The sequence below is a fragment of the Synechococcales cyanobacterium CNB genome (assembly GCA_030263455.1).
In the GTDB taxonomy this organism is placed as follows: Bacteria; Planctomycetota; Phycisphaerae; order Phycisphaerales; family UBA1924; genus CAADGN01.
Genome location: SZOZ01000005.1, coordinates 106,954 through 119,415 on the forward strand (window position 1 = coordinate 106,954; position 12,462 = coordinate 119,415).

The following is a 12,462-nucleotide window of genomic DNA, read 5'->3' on the forward strand; positions in this document are numbered from 1 at the left end:
CTTCCTGCCTGGGGTTGCCCACGAGGCGGTGCGGTGAACGCACGCGCCGCGGTGCGCCGTCGTGAGCGCACGACACGAAGATACAGAGTGTCGTTGGGCCGTGCAACCCGACATTCACCGGTGATTTGCAGAGATTGCGCGAGTGTGAATCTGGGTAAACTGGCCCACGAAACGGGTCTCTATCCCAAGATATCGCGGGGCGGTTTCGGGACGCTCGAACGCGACAACCACGCCCTTCGTACCCGACAGCGACGGCACGCACGGCAAAGGACGCGGCTTTGACCGAATCTGAACGCCTCCCCGACGGGATGACCTGCCGCGAGTGCGGTTACTGCGTCGGCAGCCTGCCGATGGGGCGGTGTCCCGAGTGCGGCGCCGACGTCGGGGCGAGCGAGATCGCGTTGAGCGAGCGAGTCCGCGGCGTCGAACATGCATGGCCTGCACTCCGGGCGTCGAGGCTGAGGCTGTACGGGGCGGTGATTCCGGTGTACGCGTTGGGGGCGGGTGTGCTCGGCTGGCACTGGGGCGCCATGGTGGCGGCGTTCGGGCTGATGAGCCTCATGGTCGCCGGGAGTTGGTTCGTGGGCTGGCTGGTGACGAGGCTGGCTCTCCCGGCTGCACGACATGCGCTGTACGCCAACTGGGTTCGTTGTCTTCCGATCCTTCACGGTCCATGGCTGGTCGCACCGTTGTGTGCGGCGATCGCGTTGGTCGCCGCACTTGTCGATCGAAGCGCCGGGACGGATGCGAAGGTGCTGATGGGAGTGTCTCTCCTCGGGCTCTTTCTCTGGGGGCTTGGTTGTTTCGGGTGCCTGGTCGCCTGGGCGGATCGGTGGGGGCGGTGTACCGGCCCGCTTGGCATTCGGATCGGGGGGCCTTGCGGGACGGCGCTCGTGGCGGGCATGTTGGCGACGCTCGGATTCTCCGTGCTCCTCGGCTTCGGGGGCGGCGTGATGGCCGCGGGCGGGGTCGCCTCCCATCTCTTCGAGTGACGGCGCGGAGCCTGCGCGTCTCCGGGGCTATGGTTCGGCCCACACGAGACAGGAGACAATCCGAGCATGGAGACGACGCTGATCATTCTGAAGCCTGACGCGGTGCAGCGGGGGCTGATGGGGCGGATTCTGGGGCGGTTCGAGGACAAGGGCCTGCAGATCGTCGGGTGTAAACTGATGCGGATCTCCCAGGAACTTGCCGCGCGGCACTACGAGGCCCACCGGGAGAAGCCGTTCTATCCGGGCCTGGTGAAGTTCATGACGAGCCAGCCCGTGCTGGTGCTCGCGGTGCGTGGGAACGGGGCGATCGGCGTCTGCCGCAAGATGATGGGGGCGACCTTCGGGTCGAAGGCCGAGCCGGGGACGATCCGCGGCGATTTCGGCGTATCAAACAGTTTCAACCTGATCCACGGCTCGGACAGCCCCGAGGCGGCCGAGCGGGAACTGGGCCTGTTCTTCGCTCCTGGCGAGGTGTTGAGCTACGAGCGGGCTGTCGAGGGGTGGGTCTACGACCTCTCGGGCGGCAAGCCGGAGTGACGGGCGGACGGGCGGACACCGCCCGTTGACCGGTCGATGGCAGATCGTGGTTCAGCGGGCGGCAACAGCGGCGTCAGCGACGGCGGGTTCCTCACTGACGATCTGGTCAGCGATCTCGCGCCGGTGAATGTCCACGTCACGCGGGAAGTCAAAGGCGACGCGCACGCGCTCGCCCTTGATCGACGCGATGCGAACGACTCCGAGAGGGTGCCGCGGGTCGCCGATGACGACCTCTTCGCCCTCGCGCCGGGTGATGACAAGCATGTTGACCGCCTCCGATTACCCGCAGCGTCCAGCCACGGTCCACCGCCCGGAGCATACCGGATCGGGGGGCTGACACAAACACTTTGTGCCCAGATGCTTGGAACAGTTCCTTTGATTGGCCCGCCGGCTGAACGGATTTTGTAAGGGAGTGGGCGGGCCGGGAGTCACTCGACCGATTCGACGGCCGACACCTCGGGGATATGGGCCTTGAGATTGCGCTCGATGCCCATCTGGAGGGTCATGCTGGCGGATGGGCATCCGACACAGGCCCCGTGGAACCGGATGCGGACGAGGCCGCCTTGGGTGACGCCGACGAGTTCGAGGTCGCCCCCGTCCGCCTGGACAGCCGGGCGCATGAGTTCAATGACGCGCGCAACGCGGTCGCGGAGGGTGGGCGTGTCGGAGTGTGCAGCGGTCTTGGCCATGATCTCGCGTCGCGTCGTGCGACGGGGAATGGTAGTCGCCGGTTGGGTTGTCGGGCGGGTGTAGACTCGGGCAGGATGAACACGACGCGACAGGGCGGATGGTGTGCTGCGGTTGCGCTGGCGGTGCTCGTGGCAGGCGGGTGCGGCAGCGCGGGGGGTCAGACGCGGACGGCGGACCCGCTGAGCGACGTCCGCAACACGAAACTCTCGACCAAGGCCAGGGTCGATGCGGTCGGGCCGGCGTGGGAGGTTTCTGCGGGAAACGCGACGGACCGGAACGTAACGCGCGAGGCGTACAAGGCGATCGCGTGGAGCCGGGCGGAGCCGAGAGAGTTGCGTCTGGCCGCGCTGCGGGCGGTGCTCTCGGACGGGGAGAACGAAGCGGACTCACGGCAGCTGGTGTCGCTCATGCTGCCGCACGAGCAGGACCGGGAGGTGGTCGCGTTGCTGGGGACAGCGGCTGCGCGGAATGGGTGGACGGATGCCACGAGCGCGCTGGTGCGAAGCCTGTCGAGGCCGATGCTCTCGGTGAAGGACAACGAGCGGGCGGAATGGCGAGCGATCGAGGCGTTGCACCCCGGTCGGCCCGTCGAGGAGGTGGTGCTGGGCACGTTCCTCGACCCGCAAACCGACCCGGGGCCGGGAGACGCGCGGTACGACGAGCGAGTGCGGGCGAGCGCGTGGGACTTGCTCGGCCGGCTCGACCCGACGGGCGTGCGCCGGGCGGAGATGCTCTCGACGATGGACACGTCCGGCGCGTCGGGGGAGTCGCGGGCGGCGGTGGAGGACGTCCGCGCGGCGTTCCGTGATCTGGCGGCCGCGCCGGTGACAGGGGAGGAACTGAAGTGGCTGCGCTCGCTGCGCGACGGGTCAAAGCGTGAAAATGCGGCATGGTGGGGCGAGGCGACGCGGGCGATCGCGTCGCTGGACTCGGAGCGCCGGCGTGGGATGGGGCTGCGTCACGCGGAGCCGATCCGTTGGGCGACGGCGAACCGGCCCGAGTGGGTCGCGGCGGGGCGGGGAGAACTGCTCTCGGAAGTACGGTCGCGGCTGGCGGATCGGCGGCATTATCGGCGCGTGAAGGACGACACGGACTTCACGAAGCCGCATCCGGATCGGCTCTCGGACTGGGAAGAACGGCTGACATGGGCGGACCTGCTGACGATCCTCGCGATCGACGATGCGCTGGCGGAAGATCGAGTCCGCCGGGAGTTGTTCCGGCAGGCGGACCTCGACCGCGACGACGGCACCACGGAGTACGGCGGGATCATCGAGGCGGAGGGGGGGCGCATGCGGGCGGTGCTGTTCGTGCCGCGGGCGAGCCAGCGGCGGCACGACCGTGAGTTCGTCGCATCGCAGGACATGATCGATGCGAGCGATCGCGCGCTGGCGCACTACCACTTCCATGCTCAGAAGGCTCGGAACCGTGAGTTCGCGGGGCCGAGCATGCCGGACCTGGTGACGGCGGCGCGGCTGGGGCGAACGAGCCTGGTCTTCACGAGCATCGACCGCGACGTGCTGAACGCGGACTTGTACCAGCCGGACGGCGTGCTGATCGACCTCGGTGAGGTGCGGCGGCCGCGGGGGGAGTGAGGCGCGGCGCGGGGCATGATGCACCTGCTCGTCATCGCGGTCTTCGTCGTGTGCAATCTCCGCGATGCGCTGGAGGTGGAGGCTCCGGGGGGGTTAAGCGCGCCGGTTGCGGCCGCGGTGTCGCTCGCGCCGATGGTGGCGTTGGTTGGATTCGTGGCCGTGTGGGTGTGGGGGTGCCGGCGGCGGCTGGACGCGGCACGGCACGTGCGTGAGGCGCGTCGGGCTGAGCGAGTGGTCGCGTGGTCAAGGCCGGCGGCGGTGGCCTTGCACGCGTGGAACGTGCTGGCGGTGGGGTGGCTGGACGCGGTGCGTGCGGGCGTGGGCGACCTGCTGCTGGTGGATGAGTTGCTCGCTGCACTGCCCCCGCTGGCGGTGTTCGTCGCGGGATGGTGGGCGATCTACCCGGTCGAGCGTCGGCTGCGCGAGGCGATGCTGATGCGCCGCTTCGACGAGGGTCTGCACGTGCCCACACTGCCGACGCGCCGGGCGTTCGTGCTGCAGGCAACGCGGCATCACGTGCTGTTTGCTGCCGTGCCGGTCGCACTGATCCTGGGGTGGGCGGAGGCGGTGTTGTGGCTCGCTGAGTCGGCCGTGCTGGCGGATGCGGGTGTGCGAGCGGCAACGCCGGGGTTGCCCACCGCGCCGGGATGGGCGATCGCGTTGCCGGCTTGGGCGGTGCGGCCGGAGCTCGTTGCGCCGGTGCAGGGCGTGCTGCAACTGGCGGGCGTTGTTGTGGTGATCGCGTTGCTTCCGCTCGCGCTGCGCTGGTTGTGGGACACCGTGCCGCTCGGGGCAGGGGAGCTGCGGGATCGACTGGAGCGTGTGCTGCGATCGAACGGCGTGCGCGTGCGCGGACTGCTGGTGTGGCGGACGGACGGGACGCTGCTCAACGGCGCGGTTGTGGGGTTTCTCGGGCCGGCGCGGTACGTGCTGCTGACCGATGCCCTGCTCGAGAGTCTGCCGACGGACGAGGTCGAGGCGGTGATGGCGCACGAGGTGGGGCACGTGTGGCATCGGCACGCGCCGTGGCTGGCGGTGGCGTTTCTGGGGTGTGCGACCGTGGCCGGTGCAGGCGCGAGCGCGATGGGCAGGGTTCTTGGGATGGATCCGGTGAACGGGTGGCCCGCGATCGGCGTCGTCATGGTCTCGCTCGCCTTCGGGCTTGCGGTGTTCGGGTACGTCAGCCGTCGGTTCGAATGGCAGGCTGACGCCTTCGCGGCCCGGTATCTGAGCGAGAGCGTGCATCCACCGCCGCCCGAGGCCGCGGGGACCGTCTCGCACGAGGCGGCGTGTGCGATGGCGAGCGCGCTGGGGCGGGTTGCGATGCTCAACGGGTCGGAACCTGAGCGGTTCTCGTGGCGACACGGGTCGATCGGGCTGCGGCGGAGGCGGCTGCGCGCTCTGGTTGGGGCGCCGTTGGACCGGATGCGGATCGATGCGGTCGCGCGTCGCGTGAAACTGTCGAGCGCGATCGTCGGCGCTGCAGCGTTGGGACTGGTGATGGTGGAGGTCTGGCTCGCGTCCTGACGCGCCGCGGGCACGCTCACTCGGCGAGCGCTTCACGCAGGGGCGCAAGGTGTGGCTCGTAGTGCGTGTAGCGAGCGACGGCGGTCTTGTAGATCGGTCGGCGAACCTGGTCCACGCTCGGTGTGAGCACGGGGCGATCGACCGCGTGATGCTCGATCACGGCGTCGTGCCATTCGAGGCCGACGAACTCGATCAGGCGGCGTTTGGTCTCGTCGGGCCGCTCGACCATGGTCTCGTAGCGAAGTTCAAGGATCGGTACGTCAAGGACCGTGGTCCAGTGGCGCATGACCGTACGATACTCGGCGTACCAACGCCCGATTGCACGGAGGGAGCCGATGGAGACGTGCGGGCCGCCGAGGTCGTGGAAGTAGCACGAGAGGCAGGTGTCGAGCGGATCGCGGACGCAGTGAACGATCCTTGCGCTCGGGAACGCGGCCCAGATGAGGCCGAGGTGGAGGTAGTTCTGCGGATTCTTGTCGCTGGCGCGCAAAGCCCCCGGGGCGGCACGGCGCATGCGTTCGATCCACCGGCGTGCGAAGCGGGTGAGGGGTCGCTCGGCGAGCCGTTCGAGCGAAAAGAAGTGCCACTGTCCGCCCTCGACGCCGTGCTGAAGTTCGCCGACGAGGGTATGGATGTCGCGCAACTCGCCCGCGCCGTGGAATCGTGGGTGCGCCGAGAGCACCTGTTCGGTCAGCGTGGTGCCGGAGCGGGGCATGCCGACGATGAAGACGGGCATGTCGCTGGTTTCGAGGCTCCGCGGAAGCGTGCGGATGCGCTCCGGCGTCCAGGCGTCGAGCATGCGGCGGATGGAAGCGGAATATTCGTCGATGTCGGGACGTTCGCCCTTGATGCGGTTGGCCTCGTCGAAGGCGGCGAAAGCCTCGTCGTAGCGTCTGAGATGGTCGAGCAGATTGCCGAGGATGAAGAGCGAGGAGATGCGCTGGGGCAGGGGGACGTCCGGTGCGGCGTTCGCGCGGCGGAGCAGATCAACCGCCTGCTCCTCGCGGCCGACGCGACGGGCGGATTGCCCGAAGGCGATGGCGACGGCGACGTGCGGCGGGTCATCGGCGAGGAACGGCTCGACGGCTGCGGCGGCCTCGTCGTAGCGGCGCGCCTGGAACAAAACTTCGGATCGGGCTGCGGCCAGGCCCAGGTGGTCGGGCCGACGCGCGAAGGCGGTGTCGAGAACGCCGAGCGCCTCGTCGTATCGACCCTCGCGGTTGTAGGTCATGGCGAGGAGCTGGAGCAGCTCGGGATCGTCCGGCGTGATCTCGACGCCGCGCCGGGCGTGCTGCCGGGCGTCGGCGTAACGCCCGAGGGCGTTGAGACACAGGCCCATGAGATGCCAGGCCCGCGGGTTCGACTTCTCGCGGCGCAGGGCGTCACGGCAGGCGGCTTCCGCGCCGAGCGGATCGCCGCTCAGGTACAGCCGGAGAGCCTCGTGCAACTGAGGCGAAGGGCGAGCAGTCGCTGGTCGTGGGGGCATGACGAAAGGCAGGGTAGCGGGCGTGCGGCGCACGGCAAAGGGCCTACGGTTGCGTCATGCCAACACTCGGCGCGGCGGGACTGTCGGAACGCGAGCACGCCCTGTGTCGCGCCGTGGAGCGACGGCGCGACGATCTGCTCGCGGACCTTCGGTTGCACGTCGGGCTGCCGACCGGCGGCAACAACGCGGCGGCGCTGGACGAGACGCGCGAGCGGCTCACGGACCGGCTGCGGGCGATCGGCGCGACGGTTGAGCTGATCCCTGGCGATCCGAGGCCGGACTGGCTTTACGGGCAGTCGGGGTCTGGGCCGATCCCGCCGACGGCCGTGTGCAGGAAGCGATCGAAGCGAGGCGACGCACCGCGTGTGCTGCTTGTCGGTCATCTGGACACGGTGCATGACCCTGCGGGGCCGTTCCGAGAGTTGACGGTCGGCGCGGACGGCCGGACGGCGACGGGGCCGGGTTGCGTGGACATGAAGGGCGGGCTGGTGATCCTCGTGGCCGCCCTGGAGTCGCTGGTCGAGTCGGGGATCGACGCGGATTGGACGGTCGTCTTCAACAGCGATGAAGAGACGGGGTCGTACCACTCGGACGCGGTGCTCGCTGCGGAAGCGGTGAAGCACGACGCAGGACTGGTTGTCGAGCCTGCCTTGCCGGGCGGCGCGCTGGCGGTCGAGCGGATGGGTTCGGGGCAGTTCTGCCTGCGGACGTACGGACGCTCGGCGCACGTCGGGCGCGACTTCACGTCGGGAGTGTCGGCGGTGACCGCGCTCGCCCGCTGCCTGATCGAAGTTGCCGAGATGGCGGACGCCGAGCGGGGGATGATCACGAACGTCGGGCCGCTCGAGGGCGGGACGGTGACGAACGCCGTGCCGGATCGGGCGCGGGCGTGGGGGAACGTGCGGTTTTCGACGCCTGCATCAGCCGCCGCGCTGGGGTCCAGGCTCGATGCGCTTGCGACCGGCAGTGACGCCATGCCGCGCGTGGAGGTGCTGCGGAGTTTCAACCGTCCTGCCAAGCCGCTGACGCCCGGGACAAGCGCGCTGGCGGAACTGGCAAGAACCGCGGCGCAAGCCCTCGGGCAGTCACTCCCGTTCACGAAGACCGGGGGGGTGTGCGACGGGAACCAGTTGCAGGCGTGCGGGCTGCCGACGATCGACACGCTCGGCGTGCGCGGCGGCGGGCTGCACACGCCGGAGGAGTGGATCGAACTGGCGAGCCTGGTGGAAAGATGCCAGTTGCTGGCCGTGGTTGTTTCGCGGCTGTCCGAGGGCCGATTGAAGGTGTGAGCGCGCCCGCTGGACGGCGTGGAGCCGGTGGGCCAAGGATGCCCCGCCGGGAAAGGACCGATATGTCGCAGACCGTGCAGACGCCGACGACGCAGGGAAGCCAGTTGCACGCCAGCCCGGCGGTTCGGGAGGCGATCGGTGTGCTGCGCGAGGAGGTGCGCAGGCGCAGCGCGACGATCACCGGGCCGCGCGCGGGGCGCGAGGAGTTGCGGGAGACCTACGCGGACCTGCTCGAACGGGCGAAGAAGGTTCGCGGGCGCGAGCTGCTGTACCCGTACATCGGCTCGGGCGTGGGCAACGGCGCGCTGGTGGAACTCGCGGACGGTTCGGTGAAGTGGGACATGATCTGCGGGATCGGGGTCCACTTCTTCGGGCACTCGGACGAGGAGTTGATCGCTGCGGGGGTGGAGGGCGCGCTGGAGGACACGCTGCAGAACGGGAATCTGCAGACGAACTTCGAGGCGTACCGGTTCGGTGAGACGCTGCTGGCCGAGGCGTCGCGCAGCACGAGGCTGGCGCACTGCTACGCCTCGCCGACGGGCGCGCTGGCGAACGAGAACGCGCTGAAGGTCTGCTACCAGAAGCACGCCCCAGCGAGCCGAGTGCTTGCATTCAAGGACTGCTTCATGGGGCGGACGGTGACGCTCTCGCAGATCGGCGACGCCGCGGCGAACCGGGTGGGGCTGCCGCTGAGCACGCTCGTGGACTACGTGCCGTTCTACAGCGAGGTGGTCGCGGAGCGTGTGGGGCAGGCGAAGCACATCGGCATGATCGTCGATCACGTCTGCTCGTACGTGGAGCGGTACCCGCGCCAGCACGCGTGCTTCATCATGGAACTTGTGCAGGGCGAGGGCGGCTTCAACACCGCGCCGCGCGAGTTCTTCCTCGCGCTGGTCGAGGTCTGCCGGGCGAACGGCATCGCGGTGTGGGCCGACGAGGTGCAGACGTTCGGACGCACGACAGCGATGTTCGCGGCCGAGGCGCTGGGCATCGGCGAGCACGTGGACGTGATGACCGTAGGCAAGATGTCGCAGGTGTGCGCGACGCTCTACACGCCGGAATACAACCCCGGCCCCGGGCTGCTCTCGGCGACCTTCACCGGCGCGGGGCCCGCGTTCACGGTCGGGCGGAGGATCATCGAACGCCTCCGCGACGGGGATTACTACGGCCCTGGCGGACGCATCGCGCAGCATCACGCCGCGTTCCGCGAGCAGGTGCGCGCTCTGGCCGCGAAGCATCCGCAGTGGTTCCCGCCGGTCGCGGACGGGGTGCTGACGCCCGCGCCGAAGGGGGTCGTGGGGGGGATCGGTGGGATGATGCGGTTCAGCCCGTTCGGCGGGCGGAAGGAACGGATCACGAAGGCGTGCCGCACCTGCTTCGATGAAGGTGTGATTCTCTTTTCCTGCGGGCACGGGCCGTACCACCTGCGGATGCTCCCGCCTTTGGGCGTGATGCGGCTGGAGGACTGGTCGCGGGTGTTCGAGTGCGTGGAGCGCGGGTTGGCGAAGGCGGCATCGTGATGATCGTCTGTCGGCGTGCAGGGAGGCTCGTGTGATCGTCATCCGTCGGGCGAGGGTCGAGGACGCGGGCACGCTGCTGAAACTGGCGCGGATGGTGCACTTCATCAATCTGCCGGCTGACAAGGAACTGATCGACCTGAAGATCACGCAGAGCCGCCTCTCGTTCCTGCGGGCGGCGTCGGGCGAGAGGCCGCCGGGAGACAACGGGGCGGCACGAAAGCCGGAGAAGCCGGTCGGCGTGACCGGCCTTTCGTCGGCGGACTTCACGCGAGACATCTTCATGTTCGTGGCCGAGAGCCGGGAGGACCGCACCGCGCTCGGCACCTCGCAGGTGCTGGCGCGGATGGGTGGGCCGGGCAACCCGAACTACTCGTTCAAACTGGAGCAGCGATCGACCTTCGCGCCGGACCTGAAGACGGGCACGACGCACGTCGTCGCCCGGTTGCACGGCGACGAGACCGGGCCGACGGAGATCGGTGGGCTGATCCTGCAGCCGGCGTCGCGTGGGCACCGGGTGGGGCGGTTCTTGAGCTTCGTGCGATTCCACTTCATCGCGCTGCACCGGCACCTCTTCGCGGACCGTATCCTGGCGGAGATGATGGCGCCCATCACCGAGGACGGGCGGAGCCTGCTGTGGGAGTACCTCGGCCGACGGTTCATCCCTCTGAGCTACACCGAAGCGGATAAGCAGTGCCAACGCTCGCGGAAGTTCATCCCTGCGCTGCTGCCGTCGGGAGACATCTACCTGTCGCTGCTCCCTCCCGAAGCGCGCGACGTCGTGGGTGAGGTTGGGCCGGAGACGGTGCCGGCGCGCCGGATGCTGGAGCGGCTGGGCTTCCAGTACACGGGGTTCGTTGATCCGTTCGACGGCGGCCCGCTGCTTGAAACACGAACGGACGACGTGCCGATCATCCGCGCGACGCGAGAGGCGGAACTCGGCGAGCCGGCGGCGAGGAGCAAGTGTCGGCAGCCCGCGATGGTGAGCACGCTGCACCAGGACGGGGAGTTCTATGCCGTGCAGGAGGACTGCTGCATCGACTCGAAGGGCCGCGTCTGCCTGCCTCGCGAGGCGATGGAGTCGCTGCACGGCGAGCCGGGGATGGCGGCGGGTTACACCGACATGGCGTCGATCGCGAGCGATGAGTCTCCGCCCGCTCGCGGCGGGGCGAAGCGCAGGGCGAAGGCGGGGGCGAGGCCGTGAGCGTACGTCATCCGTCGCTTGCGCGCGAATGCGCCGACCTGATCGCGGGGGAGTGGATTCCGCTGCCGAGGGGGGGCATCCGATCGGTCAATCCTGCCCGTCCGGCGGCGGCGGTGTGGGAGGGGTCGGCACGGCTGGAGCATGTTGACAGGGCCGTCGAGGCGGCGCGGGCGGCGCAGTCCGCATGGGCGGCGTGGCCTGCGGAGCGGCGCTTCGGCGCGCTGCGGACCTACCGTGATCTCTGCAAGGCAAACGAGGACCGGATCGCCGCGCTCATCCGGGATGAGACTGGCAAGGTCGGCTGGGATGCGAAGGGCGAGGCTTCCGCGCTGGCGGCGAAGGTGGACGTGACACTGGACGCGACGGAGCACGGCGGGCTGCGTCGCGTCGCGGGGTTCGAGGTCGACCTGGGCGGGTCCAAGCGCGGCCGCTGCTGGTTCCGCCCGCACGGGGTGATGGCGGTGATCGCCCCGTTCAACTTCCCGATGCACCTGCCGAACGGACACGCGGTTCCCGCGCTGGCGATGGGCAATACGGTGGTCATCAAGCCCAGCGACAAGACGCCGGCCTGCGGGCAGTTGCTGGCGGAGTTACTGGACGAGGCTCTGCGAGGAGCGGGTGCGCCGCCGGGCGTCGTGAACCTCGTGCAGGGGGGGGCCGAGGCTGCGTCGCGGCTGGTCACGCACGACGGGATCGACGGCGTGCTGTTCACGGGGTCGTGGCCGGTGGGTCGGCGGATTCTGGAGTCGAACCTCGACCGGCCGGGACGGATCATCGCGCTGGAAATGGGCGGGAACAACCCGGCCGTCGTGATGGACGACTGCGGCCTGCGACAGGCGGTGGTGGAGTGCGTTCGCTCGGCGTTCGTGACGACGGGTCAGCGGTGCACCTGCACGCGGCGCGTCATCGTGCATAGGGCGGTGGCGGGCCGGTTCATCGCGGCCGTGTGCAAGGTGACGAGCAACCTGATCATCGGCGACCCGGCCGCGCCGCACCCCGTCTTCATGGGGCCGATCATCTCGGAGCAGGCGCGGCGTGCCGCACTCGACGCGCAGGCCCGTTTCGCGCGCGCCGGCGGCGAGGTGATGGTCGAGAGTCGGGCGGTGGAGGCACAAGAAGGTGGGTTCTTCATTTCGCCGGGTGTCGTACGCGTCGATCGCTTCACGGCCGACGATGGCGGCGGGGCGGGGTGCGACGAGGAGGTCTTTGGTCCCATGCTTCGGGTCGCCGTAACGGATTCGCTCGACGATGCGATCGAGCAGGCGAACACGACGCGCTTCGGCCTCGCGGCCTCGATCTTCACGCGCAGCGAACGCCACGCGGAGCGGTTCTTCAACGCCGTGCGGGCAGGCTGCGTGAACCTGAACGCCGGCACGGCCGGCGCAAGCAGTCGCTTGCCCTTCGGCGGGCTGGGCATTTCGGGCAACCATCGTCCGGCGGGGTCGTTCAGCCTCGACTACTGCGCGTACCCGGTGGCCGGGATGATCGAGACCGGCGACGCGGCCGCGGTGCACCCGGGCATGCGCGTCGAGGACTCGTGGCTGGCATAATGCGCGGGAGACCTTCCCGTCCTGGAGCATGTCGTGAGAACCCGGGAGTGCGCCTGGACCGAGGGTGATGGCACCGCG

11 protein-coding genes are annotated in these 12,462 nt (G+C 69.3%); 8 read left to right on the forward strand and 3 right to left on the reverse strand.

Annotated elements, in window-relative coordinates; translation table 11 throughout:
* The first annotated feature begins 278 nt into the window (after positions 1 to 278).
* Positions 279 to 992 carry a hypothetical protein gene (locus tag FBT69_06610; protein MDL1904472.1) on the forward strand — a complete coding sequence of 238 codons (714 nt, stop codon included), beginning with the start codon at positions 279 to 281 and terminating at the stop codon, positions 990 to 992.
* A 66-nt stretch (positions 993 to 1,058) separates the two neighbouring features.
* Positions 1,059 to 1,529, forward strand: coding sequence for a nucleoside-diphosphate kinase (locus FBT69_06615; protein MDL1904473.1), 471 nt, complete (start codon positions 1,059 to 1,061; stop codon positions 1,527 to 1,529).
* Positions 1,530 to 1,580: 51 nt separating this feature from the next.
* On the opposite strand, the gene FBT69_06620 is transcribed toward FBT69_06615, so the two are convergent.
* Both FBT69_06620 and FBT69_06625 read right to left on the reverse strand, forming a co-directional pair.
* A complete protein-coding gene (locus FBT69_06620) occupies positions 1,581 to 1,793 on the reverse strand; it encodes a carbon storage regulator (protein MDL1904474.1) in 213 nt (70 codons plus the stop codon).
* 164 nt (positions 1,794 to 1,957) lie between these two features.
* Positions 1,958 to 2,218, reverse strand: coding sequence for a NifU family protein (locus tag FBT69_06625; GenBank protein ID MDL1904475.1), 261 nt, complete (start codon positions 2,216 to 2,218; stop codon positions 1,958 to 1,960).
* A 75-nt stretch (positions 2,219 to 2,293) separates the two neighbouring features.
* On the opposite strand from FBT69_06625, the gene FBT69_06630 reads away from it, so the two are divergent.
* The gene (locus tag FBT69_06630; GenBank protein ID MDL1904476.1) at positions 2,294 to 3,811 is read left to right on the forward strand and encodes a hypothetical protein; all 1,518 of its coding nucleotides are present in this window, start codon (positions 2,294 to 2,296) and stop codon (positions 3,809 to 3,811) included.
* 15 nt (positions 3,812 to 3,826) lie between these two features.
* Positions 3,827 to 5,338, forward strand: a complete 1,512-nt coding sequence (locus FBT69_06635; protein MDL1904477.1) for a hypothetical protein — start codon at positions 3,827 to 3,829, stop codon at positions 5,336 to 5,338.
* 16 nt (positions 5,339 to 5,354) lie between these two features.
* Here the strand turns inward: FBT69_06635 and FBT69_06640 are convergent, their stop codons facing one another.
* Positions 5,355 to 6,824: a tetratricopeptide repeat protein gene (locus tag FBT69_06640; protein MDL1904478.1), complete on the reverse strand. Its 1,470-nt coding sequence runs from the start codon at positions 6,822 to 6,824 to the stop codon at positions 5,355 to 5,357.
* A gap of 56 nt (positions 6,825 to 6,880) precedes the next feature.
* On the opposite strand from FBT69_06640, the gene FBT69_06645 reads away from it, so the two are divergent.
* The 4 genes from FBT69_06645 to FBT69_06660 are packed head-to-tail and all read left to right on the forward strand — an operon-like array spanning position 6,881 to position 12,384.
* Positions 6,881 to 8,113, forward strand: coding sequence for a M20/M25/M40 family metallo-hydrolase (locus FBT69_06645; protein MDL1904479.1), 1,233 nt, complete (start codon positions 6,881 to 6,883; stop codon positions 8,111 to 8,113).
* A complete protein-coding gene (locus tag FBT69_06650; GenBank protein ID MDL1904480.1) occupies positions 8,056 to 9,633 on the forward strand; it encodes an aminotransferase class III-fold pyridoxal phosphate-dependent enzyme in 1,578 nt (525 codons plus the stop codon). Before FBT69_06645 ends, FBT69_06650 begins: the two co-directional genes overlap by 58 nt.
* Before the next feature lie 31 nt (positions 9,634 to 9,664).
* Positions 9,665 to 10,834: an arginine N-succinyltransferase gene (locus FBT69_06655; protein ID MDL1904481.1), complete on the forward strand. Its 1,170-nt coding sequence runs from the start codon at positions 9,665 to 9,667 to the stop codon at positions 10,832 to 10,834.
* Positions 10,831 to 12,384, forward strand: a complete 1,554-nt coding sequence (locus FBT69_06660) for an aldehyde dehydrogenase family protein (protein MDL1904482.1) — start codon at positions 10,831 to 10,833, stop codon at positions 12,382 to 12,384. The genes FBT69_06655 and FBT69_06660 overlap by 4 nt, the downstream gene beginning before the upstream one ends.
* Positions 12,385 to 12,462: the final 78 nt, after the last annotated feature.